The following is a 24,725-nucleotide window of genomic DNA, read 5'->3' as shown; positions in this document are numbered from 1 at the left end:
TTACAAATAATATAGTGTGTAATTAAAATTTAAAATATATCAAACGCATACATTAGAGAGAATTCTCATTTTTTATGAAAAAATAAATATTTTTAGTGTGAAGAGGTATTAATTAAAGCTAGAATATGAGAAAGAAATATTATAAATAATTGAGGAGTGAGATATTATATCTATTAGAAAAGCGAATGCTCAAGAATTAGAAGTGATTAATCAAGTGATACCAGAAGTATTTAAAGAATCAGTAACTGTGGATTTTAATTTGAGTGATGCTTTAATGCGTACGATGTCTAAGCAATTACAAGAAGAAGGCGCATCGTATTTTGTTTATGGTGAAGGTGAAGTTGTACAAGGTTTTGTCCTTATTGATAAAAAAATAGATACTTTTGAACAGAAGGAATACGGTTTTATTTATGAATTATATGTATTCGAAGATTATAGAAAACAAGGTATAGCTGAGAAATTAATTCATTTTGTTAATGATTACTTTAAAAAACATAGCGTCAATGAAGTAAGGCTTAACGTATATGCAGAAAACGTGGCGAAACAATTATATGAAAAAATAGGATTTCGAGAAAAAACTATTACAATGTCTATTGATATCTAGATATAATTATTCAAAAATTTGTGTATTTTTTAAATAAAAATAGTTTTAAATTGAGTTGGGAAAATAAATGATTATTTAGAAGCACGTCATCTCTTTATGAAAAAATTTATACATATAAACACTGATTGTAATAAGGTTTTAAAATGTTTTGTTGTATTATGAAAAATATTAATAAACAAAAGATTTGTAAAAGTGGTCAAATTGAGTATAATTTGATTTTGTTAAAAATAATTAAGGAGTAGAAAAGAATGACAAATAATAATTTTGAAGATATTTTAAACAATAGAAAATCAGTGAAAGTGTTTGACGAGCAATTTAAAATCCCTAGAGAAGAAATGGACGAAATGATTCAAAAAGCAACGAAAGCCCCATCCTCTGTTAATATGCAACCTTGGCGTTTTCTAATAGTAGAAAGTGAGGAAGGTAAAGACAAATTACGTCCACTAATTCGTTTCAACACACGTCAAAATGACACATCCTCAGCAATGGTAGTTATTTTTGGTGATATGCAAAGCCAAACTTACGGCGAAGAAATTTATGGTAATGCTGTAAAACACGGTTTTATGCCTGAAGAAGTGAAAGATGAAATGTTAGATAAAGTGGTAGCACTTTATGATAGTGCTCCTAAAGCGCAAATGAATGATATCGTTAAAATCGATAGTAGTTTAGCTGCAATGCAATTTATGTTAGTTGCGAAAGCGCATGGTTATGATACAAATCCAATTGGTGGATTTGAAAGTGATCAAATAGCTGATGCGTTCGATATTGATGCAGAACGTTATGTACCGGTATTGATTGTTGCTGTTGGGAAAGCAAAGAACCCAGCTCATGATTCATATAGATTACCTACTGAAACTGTAACGCAATATGTTTAGCCAATAGTTCGGCTATATTACTGGCATTTAAATCATTTATTTAGTTATATTTGAAAATAGCATCATCAAAAAATATTAGATACTAAAGACGTGTGCAATTTTATAAGTTGGCTAATATTTAAAAGTACTTGTTTTAAGATTTTTGGCTATTCGTCAACCTTATATCATGCTATGGGTGAGTGTATGACATCATTATGTTAAAGATGATTTCATATACTCACCTTTTTTATATAATAAAATGTAAAATTTTTGTTTATTATTGAACTGTATTACAAGAAAAACTATACTAATAATTAATGTAAGCGTATGTATAACAAAATTTTTGATGAGAGGGAGTCAAACAAGATGAAGTATCGTATACTATTAATTTTATTGATTTCACTTTTTTTAACGTTATGTATATTTTGTTTGTCAGATCAAAGGAATTTAACTCAAAAAGCATCTTTTTATGCAGTGGGTGATAATTTAATACATCCAGTTGTATATCGTGATGCTTTACAAAGCAATGGTGATTTTAATTTTGAACCTATGTATGAATCGTTACAGAAAGAAATACAAGCTGCGGATATTGCCTATATAAATCAAGAATCACCAATTGGTGGAGATGAAAAAGGGCTTTCTGGTTTTAAGCAGTTCAATACACCTAGTGATATTGCAGAAGATGTTATGAACACAGGCTTCAATGTAGTTAATGGTGCTAATAATCATGCTCTAGATCAAGGTACTGATGGATTATTAAATGAGATTGAGTTGTGGGAACATTTTAAGCATGTTTTTTATACAGGCACATTTAAATCTCAAAAGGACAGAGATACGATTCCCACATTTAACAAAAATGGTATTAAAATCGCAATGCTAAGTTATACATATGGAACGAATGATATTAAACCGGAAAATAAATATCAAATTAACTACTTTAATGAGGAACAAATCAAAAAAGATGTAGCAAAAGCTAAAGAACAAAGTGATATGGTTATGGTATCGGCACATTGGGGTAATGAAGGCAAACACGAGCCTAATGCACAACAGAAAAAATATGCCAAGGTTTTTGCTGATGCAGGTGTCGATGTAGTAATCGGCACACATCCTCACGTGATTCAGCCAATCCAATGGGTGAAGGGCGACAATAATCATCAAACATTGGTTGCTTATTCCCTGGGAAATTTCTTGAATGGCCAATCTACTGGTAATGAAAGTAATGCGCTAGGGGGCAATCTTCAGTTTAATATTGAAAAACAACCTAAAGGTATAACAATCAAAGATGTAAAATGGAAGTCATTAGTAACACATTATGACATTGCGAATCCGCTTGATAGTAATACTAGACAAAATTTCAAAATGTATGCACTGGATGATTATAGTAATAATAAAGCTAAAAAGCATGCCCTGAATTCAAAACCAAAGAATGAAATGACCAAAGACAAATTGGAAGCTATTACGAAAAAAGTCATAGGTGATCGGTATCTAGATGACAGTAGTTATTAAACATATAAAACCCTGAGCCATTAAATTATGGTTCAGGGTTTTTCGTCTATTACTTAGTAACTTTTTTAGCTAAATCCGTAATATATTTAAAGAAATTATCATGCTCAACATGATCGATTACTGAAATTGGTCTACCATGTAAATCATCGACATAAGTTTTACCTTGGCTAGGACCTTCTGTATACACAGATACATTTAAGTTATGCTTATGAACCAGATTAGGCATGCCAACATAAGATGTAGTTAGGACATCCCAAAGGAAATAAGTTGAATTTGTTTGAAAATGAGTTAATGGTGGAACGGCAGCATAACTTACACCTAAGAAATCTACCCCTGGATAATGACGTTCATTTGCCCATCCCTGTCTAACATCCCATGTCATAGGTACTTGATTGGTACTCTCTAAAGCAACCATATCTATTATAATATCTGTATCAAAAACTGTTTTTACAGCCTCTGGATCCCAAAATGCATTCCATTCTGCAGTGCCATCGTGCTCAGGTTCTTCTACATTACCTTTTTCTAAAAATGTCCCGCCCATCCATACTAATCGTTCGATATTTTGAACAATAGTAGCATCTACAGCAATTGCTTTAGCTAAATCAGTCAGTGGTCCAGTAAAGAGTAAAGTGACTTTTTCGGGACTACCTTGAATTTTTTCAATTATATCTTGATAAGCTTCAGATTCAAGTATATTAGATTGACCGTTTGTAGGCTCGTTTAATATAGGCAACGCATCCATAAAGAAAGCGTGCATACGCCAATCTTTTGGAAATGGATTCTTTCCACGTTCTTTTGAAGCGGCTATGTGAATAGGATGTTCAGAAAAACGATTTATAATTTTTTGAGAGGCACTTACTGCGGGCTCAATATAACTATCTGCACCAATGGCACTGACACCAACAAGTTTGATATCGTCCATATGTAATAGAAGAAATAAGGAAATTAAGTCATCTACGCCACCATCATGGTTAAAGTAAATTTGTTTCATTTTAAATACGCCTCCATATGTTGTTGATGCTCTTATTATAACAAAATTTAACAGGCCTAGTTATAAGCTAGGAAGTGAGTTCTTATCACAAATATAAGTTATTGTATAACTTGAAATGCTAATTTAACTTAGTCACTCACATTAAATATAACTGTTATAAAATGCTCTATACATTTAAATTTTGGATATTTTTTGAGGATTTAAAACGACTATTATTCGAATTTTAATTGTTTATAAAATGATATAGAGGTTATGTTATATTAGATGGAAACAAATTAAGGGGTGTTTTTATTTGTGAAGTTTAAAAAGGAAAAAGTTAACAGAGTAGATTCGGATCAAGCTAAAAAAGGCGTGGTCGCTACAAGTATTGGTAATGCCATTGAATGGTTTGACTTTGGTTTATATGCACAATTAGCAGTCATTCTAAGCGCAAATTTCTTTGGCAATTTACCGCAAGAAATGCAAATAGTATCTACGTTTGCTGTATTTGCTTTTGCATTTATTGTTAGGCCTATCGGTGGTATATTTTTCAGTCATTTAGGGGATAAATATGGACGGAAAATTGTACTGTCGACAACAATACTACTTATGGCAGCATCCACACTGATGCTGGGCTTATTACCAACACAAGAACAAATTGGTATATGGGCACCGATTCTATTGCTAGTAGTTCGTATGATTCAATCGTTTTCGACAGGTGGGGAATATGCAGGCGCAATGACTTATATTGCTGAAACAGCGCCTGATAAGACTCGTGGTAAATTGGGAAGCGGTTTAGAAATTGGTACACTTGCTGGTAATATAATGGCGGCGATTTTAGCAGGCTTGATGTATTCATTACTAAGTGATCAACAAATGGCAGATTGGGGTTGGAGAATTCCATTTATTCTTGCTGCACCATTAGGTATTGTGGGAATTATTTTACGTTCAAGATTGGATGAAAGTCCGGCTTATGAATCTACATTAGAGGAAAAAGAAGAATTAGAATATTCTTATTTAGATATATTCAAATATTACTGGAGAGACGTTGTCGTTTGCTTCACTGGTGTTGCATTCTTAAATGTCGCAAACTACATGGTGTTATCTTATATGCCATCTTTCCTTAACTCAACTATTAACTTAGGTGGAACGATGGGTTCTATATTAAGTACTATAACAATGTTAATGATGATACCTGCAGTGTTTTTCTTCGGTTGGTATAGTGATAAGGTCGGTAATAAACGCACAATAATATTTGGATTAGCAGGGTTTAGTTTATTTTCCGTACTTGCTTTTTGGTTAATGAGTATACCAATGATTCCATTCGTATTATTAGGCTTGTTTATTATTGCATTATTCATGTCTACATTTGAAGGTGTAATGCCTTCAGTTTTACCAAGTATGTTCCATACGAAAGTCAGATTACGTACTTTATCACTTGTATATAATATTGGTGCTGCGGTATTTGGTGGTTTAACACCATTTATCCTTTCTACATTAGTAGAAACTACAGGACAACAAATTGCACCTTCATATTATCTAATGTTTATCAATGTGGTTGGACTTATTATTTTTATAACGATGTTCAAATCTACATCTAATAAATCACTTAGAGGTTCTTATCCAAACGTTGAGACACAGGCGGACTTTGAAGATGTTGTGAAAAATCCTAAGGACGCACTTTGGTGGGAAGAAGAAGAAAAGCATAAAAACTAAGTATAGCTAAGAGTTGTTATTTTACACAAATAGCAGCTCTTTTTATAGAGGAATGTAATATAGCTGAAAGATTATGCTTGATTGTAATGTGATTTATTTAATTTTTATATTTGTGTGACATTATAAAAAAAGCAGTATTTACAAGGTATTTTGAGAATAAATTGTAAATACTGCTTTTATTTTGTATTTATACACATTAAAAGTAAATGTGATATTAAATTTGTTTTTTAAAGTAATATAAAATGCTTTAAACACTGAGGTTATAGGCTTCAAGTAACATTTGCTACTTTTTAGAATTTATTTGTATTTATACTTTAAATGAATAAATGAGTAACATTAAAAAATAAGCCTTCACGTTGTTTGTATCGTGAGGTCAAAGCGTATTAATTGTACAAAACTATCATACAGTAGTTATCTCTATTTTGTATAAAAATACCAAAACATACATAGTTTGGCAGTTGAAATGTTGATTTGACTTGAATTTTAATCAGAGTATAATAACGAAATATACAAGACCGTGTATAAACTTTACATTTCCTTGGTATGATATAAAAGACGTTTAAATAGGAGTAATTATGGAACAAAAGGATGAAAGTAATAAGATTAATTTACCGCAGTTGGTATTGCTAGGTTTAGGGTCACTCATTGGTTCTGGTTGGTTGTTCGGTGCTTGGGAAGCCTCATCTATAGCAGGCCCAGCTGCAATTATCTCGTGGATTATAGGTTTTGTAGTCATTGGATCAATTGCTTATAACTACATAGAGATAGGTACGATGTTTCCACAATCTGGTGGAATGAGTAATTATGCGCAATATACACATGGTTCGTTGTTAGGGTTTATTGCCTCTTGGGCTAACTGGGTGTCGTTAGTAACAATTATCCCCATCGAAGCAGTGTCAGCAGTACAATATATGAGCTCTTGGCCATGGTCATGGGCAAAATTCACCACAGGCTTAATGAAAGATGGTTCTATAAGCAACGCTGGTTTAATGGCAGTGTTTGTGATTATTATTATCTTTTCGTTATTGAACTATTGGTCAGTTAAACTGTTAACCTCATTTACAAGTTTAATTTCAATATTTAAATTAGGTGTGCCCTTATTGACGATTATTATGTTAATGATTTCTGGATTCGATTCAGGTAATTACGGGCATACCGTAGGTCAATTTATGCCTTATGGTTCAGCACCGATATTTGCAGCGACCACTGCTTCTGGAATCATCTTTTCTTTTAATGCGTTCCAAACGATTATTAATATGGGGTCAGAAATACAAAAACCCGAAAAGAATATCGCGCGAGGCATAGCTATTTCACTAACATTAAGTGCGGTGCTATACATAGTGCTTCAAAGTACATTTATTACATCAATGCCTAGTGACATGCTTCATGAAAATGGTTGGAGTGGCATTAACTTTAACTCTCCATTTGCTGATATGGCCATTCTTTTAGGCTTAAATTGGTTAGCTATTTTGTTATATATAGAAGCTGTTGTTTCACCTTTTGGTACAGGCGTATCATTTGTTGCGGTGACTGGTCGTGTACTACGCGCAATGGAAAAAAATGGTCACATCCCTAAATTTTTAGGAAAAATGAATGAAAAATATAAAATCCCACGTGTGGCTATTATTTTTAATGCCATTATTAGCATGGTAATGGTGTCATTGTTCCGAGATTGGGTGACATTAGCAAGTGTTATATCAACAGCAACACTAGTGGCCTATTTAACTGGTCCGACCACAGTTATTTCATTACGGAAAATGGCTCCTAATATGCATAGGCCGTTTCGTGCAAACTTACTGAAATTTATGGCACCATTCTCCTTTGTTATGGCATCGCTAGCGATTTATTGGGCGATGTGGCCGACAACTGCACAAGTAATCTTTATTATTATTCTAGGTTTACCAATTTACTTCTTTTATGAATATAAAATGAATTGGAAAAATACTAAGAAACAAATCGGAGGTAGTTTGTGGATTATTTTATACCTTATTGTACTTGCTTTCTTATCATTTATAGGAAGTAAGGAGTTTAAAGGTATGAACTGGATTCATTATCCGTATGATTTTATAGTCATTATCGTCATCGCACTAATATTTTATAAAATTGCTACGTCTAGTTATTTTGAAAGTATTTATTTTAAACGTGCTAAGAAAATAAATGAAGATATGCGTGAGGATTTACGAGAGAAACATAAAATAGCACAAACAACAGAAGATTGATTCAACTAATTAGAAATAATATAACAAAAGAGTTTTAACGATGACTTAATGGCACATTACTATTAATGATCATTTAACTTTAAATTTGTCTGAAACTATAGAGAAACAAGTCAACTTTGTGGGGGCAAGCATACGAAAATAAATTATTTTTTAATTCGTGTGCTCGCCTTTTTTATTATTTTTATGTGTTACGGTAGTCTGAAACGTTTTGCGCAACAAACTAACGCAATTTCATTTGAGTACAATTTAACGGTATGCTATATATTATGCAGAATAAATGCATATAAATTATTAAATCACCCCACGCTAATTATTTTGAAAATTTAGATAACTTATATTTTTATTGCGATAAATCAAGGTTTTAAATATTTTTTTAGTGTAAAAATTCAAAAAAACCTTTGACTAATAGAAAAAATAAGCGTATCATATATGAATATTAATTCAGTTTTAAGAATAAATATAAAAGGAATGAGGATTTTTGATGAACGATTTATTTGCACTAACAGATCAGTATAGTTCGAACAATTATAGCCCGCTAAAATTAGCATTGGCTAAAGGTCGTGGCGCTAAAGTATGGGATGTAGAAGACAATAGTTATATAGATTGTGTTTCGGGTTTCTCAGTCGTCAATCAAGGGCATTGTCATCCTAAAATTATAAAAGCATTTCAAGAACAGAGTGAAAAAATAACAATGGTTTCTCGTGCTCTATATAGTGATAATCTAGGAAAATGGGAAGAAAAGATATGCTCACTTGCTAATAAAGAAAAGGTTCTTCCAATGAATACAGGCACCGAAGCTATTGAAACAGCAATTAAAATTGCTCGTAAATGGGGCACAGACATAAAAGGTGTTAATGATGGTGAAGGTGAAATTATTGCGATGAAGGGAAACTTTCATGGTCGTACGTTAGGCGCTTTATCGCTGTCTTCTCAAGAAAGTTATAAACAAGGTTTTGGTCCCTTATTAAATAACGTTCACTACACTGACTTTGGTGATTTAAGTCATTTGAAAGATTTAATTAATAAGAATACAACAGCTATTATATTAGAACCTATTCAAGGTGAAGGTGGCGTCAATATTCCTCCTGATAATTTTATCAAAGAAGTCCGCAAATTATGCGATGAACATAATGTGTTATTTATTGCAGATGAAATACAAGTCGGCCTTGGACGTACAGGTAAAATGTTTGCAACGGAATGGGAAGGTGTAGAACCTGACATCTATTTACTAGGTAAGTCACTTGGCGGAGGACTATACCCAATATCGGCAGTATTAGCTAATCATGATGTCATGGATGTATTAACACCAGGTACACATGGTTCCACATTTGGAGGAAATCCACTTGCTTGTGCGGTTTCAATGGCTGCATTAGATGTGCTAATTGAAGAAAAGCTAATAGAGAATTCTGCAAAACTTGGACAAAAGTTATTAAATCAATTGCAACTTATAGATAGTAACATCATCTCTGACGTGAGAGGTAGGGGATTATTTATCGGAATAGAACTAACAGAAGCAGCGCAACCATATTGTTTAGAGATGATTGAAAAAGGTGTGTTATGTAAAGAAACCCAAGGTAATATTATTCGTATTGCGCCACCACTAGTTATTAATGAACAAGAAATTGATAAAGTGATCAGTGTCATCACTGAAGTATTAGAAAAAAGCGGAAAATAGTATTATAAAAGACCGAATATTCAGAAAGGAATGAACGTCATGATAGATGTTGGCATTGTTGGAGGCAGTGGTTATGGAGCGATTGAATTAATTAGGTTATTAACACATCATCCATATGTAAATATTAAATATATATTCTCACATTCAAAAATTGATGAACCAATCAAAGAAACATTTCCTCACTTGAATCACTTAACACATCAATATGAAGCACTGAATAGTGAGCAGATTGATTGTGATGTTGTATTCTTCGCAACACCTTCTAATATAAGTAAAGGTTTAGCACCATCATTAATTGAAAGAAATATAAAAGTTATTGATTTATCTGGTGATTTCAGATTGGGTGATAGATCTGTATATAAACAATTCTATGGTGAATCAGCAGCACCACAAGAACAATTAGAAAAAGCCAATTACAGTATTGCAGAATGGTCAAATATTGAACAAAACCATACGCAATTAGTTGCAAATCCGGGGTGTTTCCCTACTGCTACATTGTTAGCGATACACCCACTTGTTGACGAACAAATAATTAACAATGATTCTATTATTATTGATGCCAAGACTGGTGTTTCAGGCGCTGGAAGATCATTAGCACAGCATGTCCATTATTCAGAGATGAATGAAAACTTTAGCGCTTATGCGATAGGTAAGCATAAACATAAACCTGAAATAGAACAGTATATTTCAAAGCTAGCAAATGAAAATATAAAAGTAGTATTTACCCCACATCTTGTACCGATGACAAGAGGCATCTTATCAACAATTTATGTAAAACTTAATCAACATGTAACTAATGAAGGTTTACATGCAATTTTCACAGGATATTATGATGATAAACCATTTGTTCGAATTAGAGATCTTGGCAATTACCCTAAAACAAAAGAAGTATATGGCAGTAATTTTTGTGATATAGGGATTTATGTCGATGAAGAAAGCCAAAGTGCAATTATAGTATCGGTAATTGACAATTTAGTTAAAGGGGCAAGCGGCCAAGCAATACAAAATTTAAATTTAATGTATGGATGGAACGAAAATACAGGATTAACTCAAACACCAGTATATCCATAAACTAATTTGAAAGGGGAGAGAAGATGATAGATATTGAAACAATTGATACGTTAAACCAATTAAATATAGATTTACAAGGTGATGTAAGTTCACCTTTAGGATATATCGCCGGCGGATTTCATGCAGGATTAAGAAGAAAGAAAAAAGATTTCGGTTGGATTTACTCGACTACAGAAGCAACAGCTACAGGTGTATATACACTAAATCGTTTTAAGGCAGCGCCTTTAAAAATAACTGAAGATAGTATTAACGTTAATAAAACATTACAAGCAATTGTGGTTAATTCAGCGAATGCAAACTCATGTACAGGTGAAAAAGGAATGCAAGATGCGCTAGATACACAAGCTTGGGTAGCAGAACATTTGAATATTGATCAACAAAACGTTGGTGTTGCATCAACAGGGGTTGTAGGTGCGTTTCTACCTATGGATAAAATTCATTATGGTACACAGCATGTTTTGAAAGAAGAATATAATAATAGTAAATTTTTCAATCAAGCTATTTTGACAACAGATACAGCGACTAAACATTTATCAGTACAAGTTGAAATTGATGGTAAGACGGTTACCGTTGGCGGTAGTGCTAAAGGTTCTGGTATGATACATCCAAACATGGCAACAATGCTTGGATTTATAACAACTGATGCTAATATTGATGAAGATACTTTGGATTATTGTCTAAAACAAGCAACGGATCAATCGTTTAATATGATTACGGTTGATGGTGATACAAGTACAAACGACATGGTACTATGTATGGCTAATGGACAAGCGAACAATAGTAAAATTGATGCTTTACATCCAGAGTGGCATAAATTTGTATATGCCTTCAACTTTGTAAGTCAATACCTTGCGAAATCAATTGCCAAAGATGGCGAAGGTGCTACGAAATTAGTTACTGCAAAAGTAACAGGTGCGCCTAATGTTAAAGAAGCAAAAAAGATTGCTAAAAGCATTGTATCTTCTAATTTAGTCAAAACGGCTATACATGGTGAAGACGCAAACTTTGGCAGAATTGTAAACGCAATAGGTTACGCATCACAATTTGTAGAACCAAATGAGACAAATGTTTCTTTTTGTCAGTTACCAGTATTAGAACAAGGTATTCATTTAGAGTTTGATGAGGAATTATTAAAAGAACGTTTAACAGAAGATAACATTGTAATAGAAGCTTCAGTTGGAAACGGTGATGGTGAAGCGGCAGCATATGGTTGTGATTTATCATATGAATATGTGCGCATTAACGCATCGTATAGAACGTAAGGAGTGTATCGTATGAGTTATATTGTTATAAAAATAGGCGGTAGCACGTTAACTAATCTACATGCTTCGACGATTGAGGATATTTCTAAATTAAAGGAACAAGGCTACCAACCAATCATTGTGCATGGTGGTGGTCCATTTATAAATAAAGCATTAGAGCAACAAGGTGTAGCGCCTTTATTTGAAGATGGTTTGAGAGTTACGACAGATGAAGTATTGTCAATAACAAGCCAGACATTAGTAGGTAATGTAAACCCAGGTCTAGTAAGTAAAATTAATCAATCTAATATACAAAGTATTGGTATGAATGGTATAGATGCTAAACTTTTTGATGTAGCGCCACTAGACGAGAAATATGGATATGTAGGTGAACCCAAAGATATAAATACATCTGTATTTGATAAAATAACGGACCAATTTATTCCAGTCATTGCTTCAATTGGTATGAACCAAGCAACGTCACAATTATATAATATTAACGCGGATACATTAGCTTATAAAATAGCACAAGCACTTAATGCGCCTCTCTATCTTTTAAGTGATATTCCAGGTGTTTTAATTAATAAAGAAGTACAGTCTACGTTGAACGCAGAACGTATTCAGTGCTTTATCGATCAAGAATTGATATATGGAGGGATGATTCCTAAAGTACAAGACGCAATCCAAGCAATTGAACTTGGCTGTCAAAAAGTTGTGATTGCAGCAGGAAGTGAAGCACATATTATTAAAAAATTACAAGATGGTGAAAATGTAGGCACAACAATACAACAATAGATACACATTTCCAATAAATAAATGTAAGTAGATTATTAATATATGTAATAGCATAAAGAATATGAAAAAGGGCTTAAGTCTTATAATACATAAGAGTTAAGCCCTTTTTCATATTTAATGATTTATTCTATTTATGGTTGTTTGTGTAAGTAGTTAATAAGTCTGTATAGAAATCAATAAATTTGAAGTACATTGATTTTTCAACTCGTTCGTCAATTTGATGTGGTTTTTCACCAGGACCAAATACTAGGAATGGGAAGTTTTCATCTTTGCCACGTAATAAATTAGAAGCATCTGTAACGCCACCGATTGGAGCCGCAATGAAATCTTTATCAAATGCTGATTTAGCAATTGCTTGAGCAGTATCGATTAAGCTATTTTCACCTGTAGTCAAAACAGGGTCTAAATCAAGGTATAAATCACTTTCTAATTTAGCACCTTTAGCATTATGTTTGTCAATTGTATCGTCAAACAATGCTTTAACTTGATCGTTATTATACTCTGGGATTGTACGAATATTGAAGTCTGCATCTGCATCTTCTGGTACAGAATTGACTTGAACGCCGCCTTTAATTAAAGTATTTGTGATTACAAGGCCTTGTAGGGCATTTTCAATTTCTTCTGCAGCATATGTTGCAGGTAGGGATTGTTTCATTCTATCTATAAAGTGAGTGAAATCTAAAGCGTTGCCTTGTACTTCTTTAGAAATTTTATTGTAAGAAGCATCTATATCTTGAATAAATTCGATTAAGGGCTTAATTGCGTTAAAGCCGAGGATTGGCATTGAGCTATGTGCGGATGTACCGTGAGATTTTATGCGATAGTCCATTGAGCCTTTGTGTGCATAAACCATCATATCTTGGCATGGTTCAGCTATTACAAGTGCCTCAACATCGTCCATATAACCTTTTTCGTATAAACTTTGTGAACCAAGTTGCTCCATTTCTTCGCCAGTTGTTGCTAAGAATTTAATACGTCCTTGTTTTAATGATTGTGTATTGTTGATTTCAATTAGTGCAATGGCTAAAGCGGCAAGACCAGATTTCATATCTGCAGCGCCACGTCCATATAAGAAACCATCGTCTTCAGTTAATGTGAATGGCTCGTAAGTCCATTGACTATGATCACCTTCAGAAACAACATCCATGTGACCGGAAATACCGATAACAGGTTGTCCTTCACCAATTTCAGCAATTAAGTTAGCTCTACGGTCGTCAATTTTATCAATCGTAGAATCAATACCGTGTTGTGCAAATAGTTTTTGAAAATATTCACACACTTCAATTTCATTATCATTTACTGTGTTCATTGCCACAATATCAGATAAAATTTGTACTTTTTCTTCGTTGGAAAATGTACTCATAACATACCACTCCTTTTAAAAACTATCACAATTATACATCTGGCAATTTAATTTGATAAGCAAAAGGACTTTTATTTAAAATCTTATAATAATTTTATTTATTTTGTGTAAAGTTATTACGTAGTATTTAGTTGTAAAAAATCTTGTTTTACTAAACTTTTAAAGATATGATAATAAAAAACAAGATACTAAGGAGAAACATTATGACTTTTTCATTGTCTGCAATTCATCAAGCACATCAACAATATACTGGTGTAGATTTTCCAAAATTATTTAAAGCGTTTAAAGTAATGGGAATAACGATTAATACAGTTGATATTCAAATTGGAACAACAGTATATACGCATCAAAATGGAGAACAAATTATAGATACAGGTGTGAAAAGTACTGTACCTATAGCAAAACATACAGATAAAGAGCAAGTGAAAGAAGCATTGGTACAACATCAAGCAGGTGAAACAGACTTCCCAACCTTTTGTGATGCAATGGCGCAATCAGGAGTTTATAAGTGGCATATAAGTATTGACGCTGGGACATGTGCTTACATAAATTTAAATAATGAAATTGTTATTATCGAGCAGATTCCAGAATAATGATTTTTATGGGATATAAGGAAAGAGATAAGTTTTTAAGACGAATATTATGACAGCATTAATCATTGATGATACGCTAGGCTCATAGAATAATTATCATAACAAATCCAGCATATTTATATGTAGTTTATTATAGTGAGGTTATAGCAAGTTATGGGAAGGGGTTCATTAATATGACAAGTGTAGCTATTATTGCAGGTGGCAATAAAATACAATCACGTTTAACCGGAGTTGTGGATTATGCCGAACAATATTTGAATGGTGTAGGAATTGATACTGAAGTCATTCATGTCCATCAGCTTGATGCTGAAGCATTAATTACAGCAGATTTTTCGAACGACTCAATTAATGAAACGCACAAAAAAATTGAAAATGCAGATGGCATTATCATCGTATCCCCAGTGTTTAAAGCAGCATATTCAGGTATAGTTAAGACTTATCTCGATTTATTACCACGAGGTGCATTTACTGGGAAAACTGTATTACCTTTAGCATTAGGTGGCACATTCGCACATGTACTGGCAATTCAGTATAGCTTAGACCCAGTGATTAAAGAGCTAGGTGCAGATACGATTCATAAAGGTAGATTTATTTTAGATAAGCATATTACTGCAAATGAAGATGGGACATATGGCTATGATCAAGAAGCGAAAGATGGACTGAACAAAACGTTAAAAAAGTTTGTCAGTGATAAAGCTCAAGTGACGGAATAAATTGATGTCTCATATGCTTAGTATTTAATATACGGGACATATATGTTGAGATAATCGTTAATTTTAATTAGACAAGTCTAGAAAAATCTTAAATTGTATAAAAAGCGACGTGCATAAGTGGGAAATCAAAGATACTGATTTCCCACTTATGCATGTCGTTTTTATTATGTCATAATTATGATGGCGTTAAATGCCATTGTTGAAAGTGATCATAAGTTAAATAAAATTGTTGCGTTTTAATTTCTATTGGGAAGGCGGTTGATGTCTTTTCAGAAAAGAACCACCGTCTATCTTCAGGTGTTAATAAAATAAAACTTTCATCACGTGTGTCTCCTAGGAAATTCAAGGCGTCAGGTACAAACTGTTTCTGTTCATGTGTTTCCAAATGATATTGTGCTAAAGCTTGATAGATAGACTCTGTATCATTGCATACAAAACCAATCTCGCTAATTCTTGAAAATTCAGGTTCTTCTGTCATGTTAGAGACTCTAGCAATTAATTCGACAATATTTCCAGAAGGATCATTAAAGTAAACAGAATGTGCTACAAAAGATTCAAAATAAGTTGTATGTTGTTTGTTCTCCATCAACAAAAATAAAATATTTTGATAATGGTCTTTCATATCATAAAAATGATTATAAGGAATATCAATCGCAAAATGATAATAAGGTTGGTTGTTATTATGTGTATCTCTAAAATGTAATTCTGTTTCACCTATTTGAACCATAAAAGCCTCTTCGTCAATGATTTCAACTGGACACTCTAATGTTTCCTCGTAGAACTGTCTTGTTTCTTCCAATTCTGACGTTAATAACGTTATACTTTCAAATTTCATATGCATATCCCATCCCCACGTAGTACCCATATATATATAATGATTTAACTGTACTTTATCAAAATAATTACGTTGATGATAATATTAAGAATTTATAAAACCTAAATTTTTTGAAATGTTATTTGGTGTAGTTGATATTAACTCTATAAAAAACAACCTACTTTTATTTTCAGTAGTGAATTAATTTTTAAATATTTTTTTAAAATTAATTAAAGGTATAAATATGATTTTAAAAAGAGTATAGTAATAATAAAATTTAAAAGCGACAGAGTTATTATTAAGCCTTCGCGATGTAAGTATAATTTGTTTTCGAAATGAATAAGTAAGTCTATTCAATTATTAAAAATAGGTGATAAAAGTGACGTATGTAGATATTTTGAAAATTAAAGATTTTACTTACTTATTAACGGGTAATTTTTTTAGACGTAGTTGTTTTGTTCTGTTTTCTTTACAATTAATTTGGTTTACTATTGATTTAACTAATAACTCGTCTTGGAAATTATCAATAATGGTAATGAGCCAAACGCTTCCTTTTATTTTGTTTGGCATATTTGGGGGAGCATTTTCTGATAAACATAATAAGAAGAAAATACTCTGTTTATCTGATTTAATTTTAGCATTCATAATTTTATCGATACCTTTGCTATCCTTAATAGGACAACTAAATTACATAACTTTATTAATTATTTCGACAGTAATCACGATACTAAATTGTTTTACAGACCCTGCTTTTAGAGCGCTGTTACCAGAAATCGTTTCAAAAGAAAGCCTATCAACGAGTAACGCATTAATAGATAGCTTGCAACGAGGTTCTAATATTATACTACCTGCTTTAATAGGTGTGTTAGTTATACTTGTAGGAAATGTTGGAATATTTTATACCTGTAGCCTTTTGTTATTTTTAGGATTCATAGCAAATGCTTTAATAAAATATAAGCCTAGCCAAACTTCTGAGAAAACAAATGCAAAAGAAGATTTTTCCGAATCTTGGCAGTTCATTAAAAGGTCTAAAGAAATACCATATATTATAATCATACAGTTCTTATGTATCTTTATAAATACAGGCGTGTGGAGAGTTGCTTTACCTTTATTTATTGCTAAATCATTGGAAGAAGGTGTTGGAGTATACGGCCTCGCCACTTTTTTCCTTGGAGTAGCATCTTTACTTACTTCATTAATAGTAGGGCTTTTATCTGAAAAATATATTATTTTCAAATTTAGTTTAGGCGTTTTTATTTGGGGAGTAGGGTTACTAATCATTGGTATGTTCCCTCATACATTAGTATTATATGTAGCCGCTATACTAGTCGGGGTTGGTCAGTCTGTAGAGGGCTTAACAAGATTTATAGCAATACAAACTAAGACACCCAACCATTTAATGGGTAAAGTTTTCAGCCTGTCATCAACCTCCAATTACGCTGCAGACACTCTATCTTTAGGAGTTATCAGTTTGGTTATTCCTTTGATTACTCTAGGTGGAGTCTTTACCTCAGGGGGAGTAATAATAGCCTTATTAAGTTTTATTGGTATTAGATATTCAAGTAAAATAATTAAATAATGATGAATATAATTAAAGCCCCACTATCTCATAGAAATAAGTAGTAGGGCTTTTGCAAGTATGCTTTCCTAATGCGCCGATTTGAAACTATTATGTTAGTTTCAAATACTATTTAATTTTTAGAAATCTAAAGCAGGTTATAAAATATTCCTTTAAAATTAATATTAGCTAAAAGAACAACCAAGTAAATATGAAAGCGCTGATACCTGCAAGTAAGCAATATATTAAGGCAGGTCCGAGTGTTTTTCTAATAACACTGCCTTCTTTACCCGGCATATCAACAACAGCACAAACAGCTACAACATTGTGTACACAAATCATATTTCCAGCAGCTGCTCCGATAATTTGAGCCGCTAATACAGTGAATGGCTCGGCGCCAATTGTTTCAGCAATATTTAATTGGATAGGTGAAAATGTCAATGTAGAAACAGTTGCACTTCCAGTTATAAATGAGCCTAACGCACCTAAAAATGGAGCGACAAATAACCAAATTGGTCCTAAGTAATGTGCCATATCTTTAGCTATATATTCTGGCATACTGATTAAATCATGTGTGTTAATACCAGAGTTAATAAATACGTGTACCATCGCAAGTGTAGCGATGAGCGTAATTCCAGTTGTCTTGATGGTATTTAATGAATCAAGGCTAGCATGTCCTATATCTTTTAATGGTTTTCGCTGTATAAAAACAGCAAAAATTGCTGAAAGTATAAGAATCGTTCCTGGCGAATATAAAATCTCCCATTCAGATGTGATTGTTTCAAAATTTAAAATGTTATTCCATGTAAGATCCAATACTTGCGTTGTAAAATGTTTTATACTTGGAACAGTTCTTGTAAGTAATAATAAGACAACAACCATTAAATATGGCGCCCAAGCAGTTAATAATGGCATTGATTGCTCTTTTGTAGTGACTTCATAATCAGGATTTAAGCCATCTGTCCATTCTTCTTTAGGTAATAACCAACCCTTTCTAGCTGAAATAACAGCAACGATTAATCCAGTAAGAGAGCCTAAAATAGCAACAAATTCTGCGCCAAATAAAAAGGCATATATAAATGCAGAACCAGCATAAACAATACCAATTAGTGCAAGCCAAGGTAACATTTCAACGATAGATTTAAGTTTATTATTTTTGCCAAAGAATAACACCATTGCAGTAATTAAAATAATAGGAATGAAAATACCACTCAATAAATCTAAAGTTGTAATACGTATTGCCGTTGATTGAAAGAAAGAACTATCTGCGTCATTTAATGTACTGAGTCCTACAAGGACTGGTGTACCAACTGCACCAAATGAAACGGCTACACTATCTGCAACTAATGCAGTTACAACTGCGATAATTGGTCGGAATCCTAAGGCAACCATTAGTGGAGCAGTTACCATTGCAGGCGTCCCAAATCCGGAGGCACCTTCAATTAATGAGCCAAATAAAAAAGCAACTAAGATAACTTGGACACGCATATCTCCTGATATTTGTTTGAATCCTTCATTAATGCGAATTACTGCACCAGTTTGACGCAATGTATTGAGTAATAAAAGGGCGCCAAATAAAATATAAAGAATAGTAAATGTTTTGTGTGTACCTTGTAATAGCGATGCAATGATAACATCACCATTCATCCCCCAAACAAAAACCCCTAATAACGTTATAATAATTGCACTTATCGTCATTCCTTTTAATGCAGACATACGTAATAATACTAAGAAAATAAACGGAACAATAACTGCACTAAAAGCAACAAGAAGCATCATAATAATCACATCTCCCATAAAATAGATATCATCAAGTCATATGATGACTAAATATCCTTAATTGTAATCGCATTCATAAAAAATTTCAATCATTGTTAAATAAAATATTACATTAAAAATCTATTAGATTTTTGAAAAAAGACACTTTTTAGATAAGAAAAAACGAGGCAACGTATTATTTTAAAATTAAAACTTTTAGTGTTTTATTACCGATAACCTAAAATAACGAAAATAAACGAAAATAAATTTGCAAAAAATAAAAAAATGAAATAAAATAACTACAATATCTGAAAGCGCTTTCTAATTTTAGTGAATAGCGCATGATGGATAAAGTAACTTTAGCATTGGGTAAAAATATTCTCGAAATTAAGGATAATTAGGAATGATATTTTATAAACAGGGGTGTTATAGATGAATGAGAAATTAGCTAAAATGGGAATGCCACCAACATTAATATGGGGATACATTGGTGTACTTATATTTATGATGGGAGACGGTCTAGAATTAGCATGGATTAGCCCATATCTACATGAACAAGGTTTATCCGTACAACAAACGGCATTATTAACAACTTGTTATGGCGTAACTATTGCTATTGGCTCTTGGTTCTCTGGCGTTTTAGTGGAAGTGATCGGGCCGCGAAAAGTAATGTTATTAGGTACATTGCTATATATTATTGGACATATTATTTTTGTAGGTTTAGCAATTCCAACAATGAGTTATGAAATGATGATACCATCATATGCAATTAGAGGTTTCGGTTATCCTCTATTTGCTTACTCATTTTTAGTATGGGTTGCATATCGTTCTCCACAAAAACGTTTAGGCGCAGCTGTCGGATGGTTTTGGTTTGTATTTACAGGAGGTTTAAGCGTCCTTGGATCATTTTATTCTTCAATTACAATTCAATTATTTGGGCATTTCTTTACATTATGGACAGCGATTATTTGGGTACTTATCGGAACATTTTTAGCAGTATTTGTAAATCGTGATAAATTTGAACTTGAACATAAAGAAGATGGTTTTAAAGCGCATCTGAAAGAAATGGGTGCTGGTATTACAATATTAAAAAGAGAGCCTCGTGTAGCAGTAGCCTGTATTGTAAGAATTATAAACCAGGCAGCGCAATACGCATTTCCATTGTTTCTTCCAATATATTTATCCACCAAAGGTATCGCTACAACAACGTGGTTAAATATTTGGGGCACTATTTTTATAGCTAACATTATTTTTAATATCATATTTGGGGCTTTGAGCGACAAGATTGGATGGAAAAACACCATTTCATATATCGGCGGTGTTGGTTGTGCTGTCTTCACTTTAGGATTATATTTTATTCCTGAAATTTTTACTGGAAACGTATTTATCGTGGGAACTATAGGGTTTTTATGGGGGATGTGTTTAGCTGGTTTCGTGCCAATATCAGCACTAGTACCATCCCTTGTGCATGATGGTGATAAAGGACCAGCAATGGCAATATTGAATTTAGGTGCTGGTTTATGTGTTTTTGCTGGTCCCGGTTTAGTTGCATTATTCTACGATAGTATTGGTGTGCAAGGTATGATGTACTTAATATTTGCTTTATATGTAGCTAGTGCGGTTATGACGCGGTTCCTAAAAACACCAGAAGAGAGAGGTATAAGTGAAAATAAGGAAGTTGTTTAAAACAATATACTCAAATGAATAACTAATACTAACTAAAGCAGGGAGTAGGACAGAAATCAATTTTTACTAAAATGATTGAACTGTTCTACTTCCTGCTTTGTTTGTTATAAATTGAAATAGAATATCTCACCAAAGTTTTGAATGAATATGAAATCTCTATTCAAAAGTACATAGCAAAAAATTTGAAAATAAGCATACAATAAAAAGCCTATTGAGCTATGGTGGGATAGCTCAAAGGCTTTTGATACATCGACGTTTAACGACTGTTAACTTTATTCATTTTTAAAGTTTAATGTGATTATGAGGTTTTTTAGGTAGAACAAAAATGTACGCCGTTATTTTTCCTGAAAACCGCCGGAAACGAAATGAGCAGCGATTTGTTTTAGAAGAGCTAAAATGTCTTTAAACATCACAATTCACCTCCATTGATTAATTTGTTACAACACAAAGGTACTATATAGAAAGTGTTAAATGTTGTATAACGCATAAATGAAATCTTTAACTTCATAATTGTTTATTATCTGATATTTTAATTGCTTAAGTGATATAAAATTACGCTTATGTGTAAAAATAGAGAATTTTAATAGCGAATAATTACGAAATAATTTAATATTATACAGTATATAGTATATTTATACTTGATTTTATTTGAAATTCCAGTTATTATGTATATAAATCTTATAAAAATATTGGAGTGATGGAATTGGGGCGTACACAACAGCACTAAATAAGTTACAAACATTTAAAGGCAAACATTTTTTGAAAACATGCGATTTTTCTGCTGATGAATTGAACACTTTAATTGATTTTACTGGTGAATTAAAAGAAAAGAAAAAGCGTAATATCCCACATCCTTATTTAAAAGGTAAAAACTTAGCATTCCTATTTGAAAAACCGTCTACAAGAACTCGTTCAGCTTTCAGTGTTGCTGCCTATGATTTAGGTGCATACCCTGAATATTTTGGACAAGGCGATATTCACTTAGGAGTTAAAGAGTCTGCAGAAGACACTGCAAAAGTATTAGGTAGAATGTATGATGGTATTGAATTTAGAGGACATCACCAAAAGGACGTAGAAGCACTTGCAACAAGCGCTGGCGTACCAGTGTGGAATGGCTTAACTAACGAATGGCATCCAACACAAATGATTGCGGATTTCTTCACATTAAAAGAAAACTGGGGCACTTTAAAAGGAAAGACATTAACTTATGTCGGCGATGCTAGAAATAATGTGGCACATGATTTATTAATTACTGGCGCAATATTAGGCGTTAATGTTCATATTGCTGCACCAGAATCTTTACAACCGAATAAAGATATTCAAATATTGGCTCAAAAATACGCTGCTGATTCACAAAGTGATATTTTGATTACTGATGATATTCAACAAGCGATATATCAAACTGATGCAATTTATACAGATGTTTGGTTCTCTATGGGTGAAGATGAAGGATTGTTAGAATCCCGTATCAATCAATTGTTGCCTTATCAAGTAAATGAATCAATGTTAATGAATACGATGAATCCAGATGTTATCGTGTTACATTGTTTGCCAGCGTTTCATGATGTAAACACAGAAGTAGGTCAACAAATATATGAAAAATATGGTTTGACTGAAATGGAAATTGCAGATGATGTATTCAGAGGAAAACATGCTGTTATTTTTGATCAATCTGAAAATAGATTACATTCGATTAAAGCAATTATGGCTGTCACATTAGGTGACATATTTTAAATAATTATCTTAGACGGATTAAGGCAGAAAACGTTTTTCAAAATTATTTTTTCCTCTACCGTTGACTAATCGTAATACCTTTTACGGCAAGACTTATGACAAGTTGATTTTCAATATTGTTAGTAACTGCCAATATAATATTCGAGGCTAAGACATTTATAAATGTCTTAGCCTCGATTTTTTATAAATATATATACTTATCGTATTAAAAATCAATACTTATGTGAAAATAATTTTCATTATAATGATAGGCGTTGATTAAAATTTTCGTTAGTTGTATATTTATGGTAATTAGGAGGTTATCTATTATGAGTAAATTGTTTGAAAGAGCGCAACAATTTGGGAAATCATTTATGCTACCCATAGCAATTTTGCCGGCAGCAGGGTTATTACTAGGCATTGGGGGCGCATTGAGTAATCCAAACACGGTCAAAGCTTATCCAGTATTAGATATTGGTTTATTACAGAATATATTTATTTTAATGTCGTCTGCAGGAAACATCGTCTTTCAAAACTTACCAGTTATATTTGCGATAGGTGTAGCCATAGGTTTGGCAAAGAGTGATAAAGGGACTGCTGGATTAGCGGCAATGCTTGGGTTTTTAATCATGAATGCATCAATGAATGGCTTGTTAACGATAACTGGGACATTAGCAAAAGATAATTTAGCTGAGGCAGGACAAAGTATGGTACTGGGTATTCAAACTGTGGAAACAGGTGTATTTGGTGGTATTATCACTGGTATAATGACAGCGCTTTTACACAATAAGTTTCATAAGATATCACTACCTGATTATCTTGGTTTCTTTGGTGGTTCGCGTTTTGTACCGATTATTACAGCAATTGCTTCAATTGTATTGGGTGTCATTATGTTTTTTGTTTGGCCTACAGTACAAGGGTGGATTTTTGGTGTTGGTGGAATAGTAGATAAAACAGGAATAATTGGTACATTTTTCTTTGGTTTTATCTTGAGATTATTAGGTCCCTTTGGATTGCATCATATTTTCTACTTACCATTTTGGCAAACAGCTTTAGGAGGATCGTTAGAAGTTAAAGGGCATATGATACAAGGGACGCAGAATATTTTCTTTGCGCAATTAGGGGATTCTGACGTTACAAAATACTTTTCAGGTGTTTCAAGATATATGTCGGGTAGATTTATTACTATGATGTTTGGACTTTGTGGAGCAGCATTAGCGATTTATCATACGGCTAAACCAGAACGTAAAAAAGTTGTAGGGGGATTAATGTTATCTGCAGCATTAACATCATTTTTAACAGGCATTACAGAGCCTTTAGAGTTTAGCTTCTTATTTGTTGCACCATTATTATATGTGATTCATGCATTTTTAGATGGCCTAGCATTTATGATGGCGGACGTTTTTAATATAACAGTAGGACAAACTTTTAGTGGAGGTTTTATAGACTTTTTACTATTTGGTGTACTTCAAGGAAATTCTAAAACAAATTTCTTGTGGGTTATCCCTATTGGTATCATCTGGTTTATAATGTATTACTTTATTTTTAGATTCTTGATTACGAAGTTTAATTTTAAAACACCTGGCCGTGAAGATGAAGTGACAACAGAAGCTGTAGAAGTAACAGACCGTGCACAAACAATAATCAAAGCACTTGGTGGTAAAGAAAATATAGACGTAGTTGATTGTTGTGCTACACGTTTAAGAGTGACATTAAACACTGATAAAGAAGTGGACAAATCCATGCTATCAGCTACGCAAGCTAGAGGTGTTATTCAAAAAGGGAATGGCGTTCAAGTTATATACGGTCCTCATGTCACTACGATAAAAAATGAGGTTGAGGCGCTTTTAGAAAATGAAACATCTTAGTATAACAT

General features: G+C 32.8%; 19 protein-coding genes. 15 read left to right on the top strand and 4 right to left on the bottom strand.

Translation table 11 applies throughout. The annotated features are described in order from the left end of the window. The first annotated feature begins 214 nt into the window (after nucleotides 1-214). The 3 genes from ACF91D_RS02895 to ACF91D_RS02885 all read left to right on the top strand — a co-directional run bounded on the left by ACF91D_RS02895 (nucleotide 215) and on the right by ACF91D_RS02885 (nucleotide 2,964). Complete coding sequence (locus ACF91D_RS02895) at nucleotides 215-604, top strand: GNAT family N-acetyltransferase (RefSeq protein WP_259338808.1); 390 nt, start codon at nucleotides 215-217, stop codon at nucleotides 602-604. Between the two features lie 248 nt (nucleotides 605-852). Then, nucleotides 853-1,479: a nitroreductase family protein gene (locus ACF91D_RS02890; protein WP_039067484.1), complete on the top strand. Its 627-nt coding sequence runs from the start codon at nucleotides 853-855 to the stop codon at nucleotides 1,477-1,479. A 345-nt stretch (nucleotides 1,480-1,824) separates the two neighbouring features. Beyond that, nucleotides 1,825-2,964 carry a CapA family protein gene (locus ACF91D_RS02885; RefSeq protein ID WP_069793194.1) on the top strand — a complete coding sequence of 380 codons (1,140 nt, stop codon included), beginning with the start codon at nucleotides 1,825-1,827 and terminating at the stop codon, nucleotides 2,962-2,964. A gap of 49 nt (nucleotides 2,965-3,013) precedes the next feature. Here the strand turns inward: ACF91D_RS02885 and ACF91D_RS02880 are convergent, their stop codons facing one another. Continuing rightward, complete coding sequence (locus ACF91D_RS02880; RefSeq protein WP_107548864.1) at nucleotides 3,014-3,955, bottom strand: nucleoside hydrolase; 942 nt, start codon at nucleotides 3,953-3,955, stop codon at nucleotides 3,014-3,016. Nucleotides 3,956-4,249: 294 nt separating this feature from the next. Between ACF91D_RS02880 and ACF91D_RS02875 the strand changes: the two genes are divergently transcribed. From ACF91D_RS02875 to argB, 6 genes are all read left to right on the top strand, one after another. Then, entirely contained in the window at nucleotides 4,250-5,650 is a 1,401-nt protein-coding gene (locus tag ACF91D_RS02875) for an MFS transporter (RefSeq protein ID WP_039067481.1), read from the top strand. 575 nt (nucleotides 5,651-6,225) lie between these two features. Beyond that, nucleotides 6,226-7,869 carry an APC family permease gene (locus ACF91D_RS02870; RefSeq protein WP_327620997.1) on the top strand — a complete coding sequence of 548 codons (1,644 nt, stop codon included), beginning with the start codon at nucleotides 6,226-6,228 and terminating at the stop codon, nucleotides 7,867-7,869. A gap of 481 nt (nucleotides 7,870-8,350) precedes the next feature. Continuing rightward, on the top strand, nucleotides 8,351-9,544 hold the full coding sequence (gene rocD / locus ACF91D_RS02865; protein ID WP_039067478.1) for an ornithine--oxo-acid transaminase: 1,194 nt from the start codon (nucleotides 8,351-8,353) through the stop codon (nucleotides 9,542-9,544). Nucleotides 9,545-9,583: 39 nt separating this feature from the next. Further along, nucleotides 9,584-10,615, top strand: a complete 1,032-nt coding sequence (argC, locus tag ACF91D_RS02860) for an N-acetyl-gamma-glutamyl-phosphate reductase (protein ID WP_039067477.1) — start codon at nucleotides 9,584-9,586, stop codon at nucleotides 10,613-10,615. A gap of 23 nt (nucleotides 10,616-10,638) precedes the next feature. Next, nucleotides 10,639-11,877 carry a bifunctional glutamate N-acetyltransferase/amino-acid acetyltransferase ArgJ gene (gene argJ / locus ACF91D_RS02855; RefSeq protein ID WP_327620996.1) on the top strand — a complete coding sequence of 413 codons (1,239 nt, stop codon included), beginning with the start codon at nucleotides 10,639-10,641 and terminating at the stop codon, nucleotides 11,875-11,877. 12 nt (nucleotides 11,878-11,889) lie between these two features. Beyond that, a complete protein-coding gene (argB, locus tag ACF91D_RS02850; protein ID WP_039067474.1) occupies nucleotides 11,890-12,651 on the top strand; it encodes an acetylglutamate kinase in 762 nt (253 codons plus the stop codon). Nucleotides 12,652-12,778: 127 nt separating this feature from the next. Here argB and ACF91D_RS02845 read toward each other — a convergent pair whose 3' ends face one another. Continuing rightward, entirely contained in the window at nucleotides 12,779-14,014 is a 1,236-nt protein-coding gene (locus ACF91D_RS02845; RefSeq protein ID WP_039067472.1) for an ArgE/DapE family deacylase, read from the bottom strand. Nucleotides 14,015-14,217: 203 nt separating this feature from the next. Here ACF91D_RS02845 and ACF91D_RS02840 point away from each other — a divergent pair, with 203 nt between their 5' ends. Both ACF91D_RS02840 and ssuE read left to right on the top strand, forming a co-directional pair. Further along, on the top strand, nucleotides 14,218-14,607 hold the full coding sequence (locus ACF91D_RS02840; RefSeq protein ID WP_039067471.1) for a DUF1398 domain-containing protein: 390 nt from the start codon (nucleotides 14,218-14,220) through the stop codon (nucleotides 14,605-14,607). 173 nt (nucleotides 14,608-14,780) lie between these two features. Then, nucleotides 14,781-15,320 (top strand): NADPH-dependent FMN reductase, encoded by a 540-nt coding sequence (ssuE, locus tag ACF91D_RS02835; RefSeq protein WP_039067470.1) that lies wholly within the window; start codon nucleotides 14,781-14,783, stop codon nucleotides 15,318-15,320. Nucleotides 15,321-15,495: 175 nt separating this feature from the next. Here ssuE and ACF91D_RS02830 read toward each other — a convergent pair whose 3' ends face one another. Next, nucleotides 15,496-16,155 (bottom strand): hypothetical protein, encoded by a 660-nt coding sequence (locus tag ACF91D_RS02830; RefSeq protein WP_101050245.1) that lies wholly within the window; start codon nucleotides 16,153-16,155, stop codon nucleotides 15,496-15,498. 358 nt (nucleotides 16,156-16,513) lie between these two features. Between ACF91D_RS02830 and ACF91D_RS02825 the strand changes: the two genes are divergently transcribed. Then, nucleotides 16,514-17,713 carry an MFS transporter gene (locus ACF91D_RS02825; protein ID WP_069793190.1) on the top strand — a complete coding sequence of 400 codons (1,200 nt, stop codon included), beginning with the start codon at nucleotides 16,514-16,516 and terminating at the stop codon, nucleotides 17,711-17,713. A gap of 168 nt (nucleotides 17,714-17,881) precedes the next feature. Here ACF91D_RS02825 and ACF91D_RS02820 read toward each other — a convergent pair whose 3' ends face one another. Continuing rightward, on the bottom strand, nucleotides 17,882-19,471 hold the full coding sequence (locus ACF91D_RS02820) for an L-lactate permease (protein ID WP_039067467.1): 1,590 nt from the start codon (nucleotides 19,469-19,471) through the stop codon (nucleotides 17,882-17,884). 411 nt (nucleotides 19,472-19,882) lie between these two features. On the opposite strand from ACF91D_RS02820, the gene ACF91D_RS02815 reads away from it, so the two are divergent. The 3 genes from ACF91D_RS02815 (at nucleotide 19,883) to ptsG (ending at nucleotide 24,717) form a co-directional block, all read left to right on the top strand. Next, the gene (locus tag ACF91D_RS02815; protein ID WP_069793189.1) at nucleotides 19,883-21,136 is read left to right on the top strand and encodes an MFS transporter; all 1,254 of its coding nucleotides are present in this window, start codon (nucleotides 19,883-19,885) and stop codon (nucleotides 21,134-21,136) included. Between the two features lie 702 nt (nucleotides 21,137-21,838). Then, nucleotides 21,839-22,870 (top strand): ornithine carbamoyltransferase, encoded by a 1,032-nt coding sequence (gene argF / locus ACF91D_RS02810; protein ID WP_107550225.1) that lies wholly within the window; start codon nucleotides 21,839-21,841, stop codon nucleotides 22,868-22,870. 308 nt (nucleotides 22,871-23,178) lie between these two features. Further along, nucleotides 23,179-24,717, top strand: coding sequence for a glucose-specific PTS transporter subunit IIBC (ptsG, locus tag ACF91D_RS02805; protein ID WP_069793188.1), 1,539 nt, complete (start codon nucleotides 23,179-23,181; stop codon nucleotides 24,715-24,717). Nucleotides 24,718-24,725 lie beyond the last annotated feature (8 nt).

The sequence above is a fragment of the Staphylococcus sp. 231237_7MaSpsaltlick genome, from assembly GCF_043107035.1.
The sequence above is the reverse complement of the archived record's forward strand: the minus strand, read 5'-3'. Positions and strand labels throughout refer to the sequence as shown.

What these genes read in the sequence shown, in the direction of transcription:
- ACF91D_RS02890 (WP_039067484.1), top strand. Translation starts at nt 853, where the DNA reads ATGACAAATAATAATTTTGAAGATATTTTAAACAATAGAAAATCAGTG.
- ACF91D_RS02885 (WP_069793194.1), top strand. Translation starts at nt 1,825, where the DNA reads ATGAAGTATCGTATACTATTAATTTTATTGATTTCACTTTTTTTAACG.
- ACF91D_RS02880 (WP_107548864.1), bottom strand. Translation starts at nt 3,955, where the DNA reads ATGAAACAAATTTACTTTAACCATGATGGTGGCGTAGATGACTTAATT.
- ACF91D_RS02870 (WP_327620997.1), top strand. Translation starts at nt 6,226, where the DNA reads ATGGAACAAAAGGATGAAAGTAATAAGATTAATTTACCGCAGTTGGTA.
- rocD (WP_039067478.1), top strand. Translation starts at nt 8,351, where the DNA reads ATGAACGATTTATTTGCACTAACAGATCAGTATAGTTCGAACAATTAT.
- argC (WP_039067477.1), top strand. Translation starts at nt 9,584, where the DNA reads ATGATAGATGTTGGCATTGTTGGAGGCAGTGGTTATGGAGCGATTGAA.
- argJ (WP_327620996.1), top strand. Translation starts at nt 10,639, where the DNA reads ATGATAGATATTGAAACAATTGATACGTTAAACCAATTAAATATAGAT.
- argB (WP_039067474.1), top strand. Translation starts at nt 11,890, where the DNA reads ATGAGTTATATTGTTATAAAAATAGGCGGTAGCACGTTAACTAATCTA.
- ACF91D_RS02845 (WP_039067472.1), bottom strand. Translation starts at nt 14,014, where the DNA reads ATGAGTACATTTTCCAACGAAGAAAAAGTACAAATTTTATCTGATATT.
- ACF91D_RS02840 (WP_039067471.1), top strand. Translation starts at nt 14,218, where the DNA reads ATGACTTTTTCATTGTCTGCAATTCATCAAGCACATCAACAATATACT.
- ssuE (WP_039067470.1), top strand. Translation starts at nt 14,781, where the DNA reads ATGACAAGTGTAGCTATTATTGCAGGTGGCAATAAAATACAATCACGT.
- ACF91D_RS02830 (WP_101050245.1), bottom strand. Translation starts at nt 16,155, where the DNA reads ATGAAATTTGAAAGTATAACGTTATTAACGTCAGAATTGGAAGAAACA.
- ACF91D_RS02820 (WP_039067467.1), bottom strand. Translation starts at nt 19,471, where the DNA reads ATGATGCTTCTTGTTGCTTTTAGTGCAGTTATTGTTCCGTTTATTTTC.
- ACF91D_RS02815 (WP_069793189.1), top strand. Translation starts at nt 19,883, where the DNA reads ATGAATGAGAAATTAGCTAAAATGGGAATGCCACCAACATTAATATGG.
- ptsG (WP_069793188.1), top strand. Translation starts at nt 23,179, where the DNA reads ATGAGTAAATTGTTTGAAAGAGCGCAACAATTTGGGAAATCATTTATG.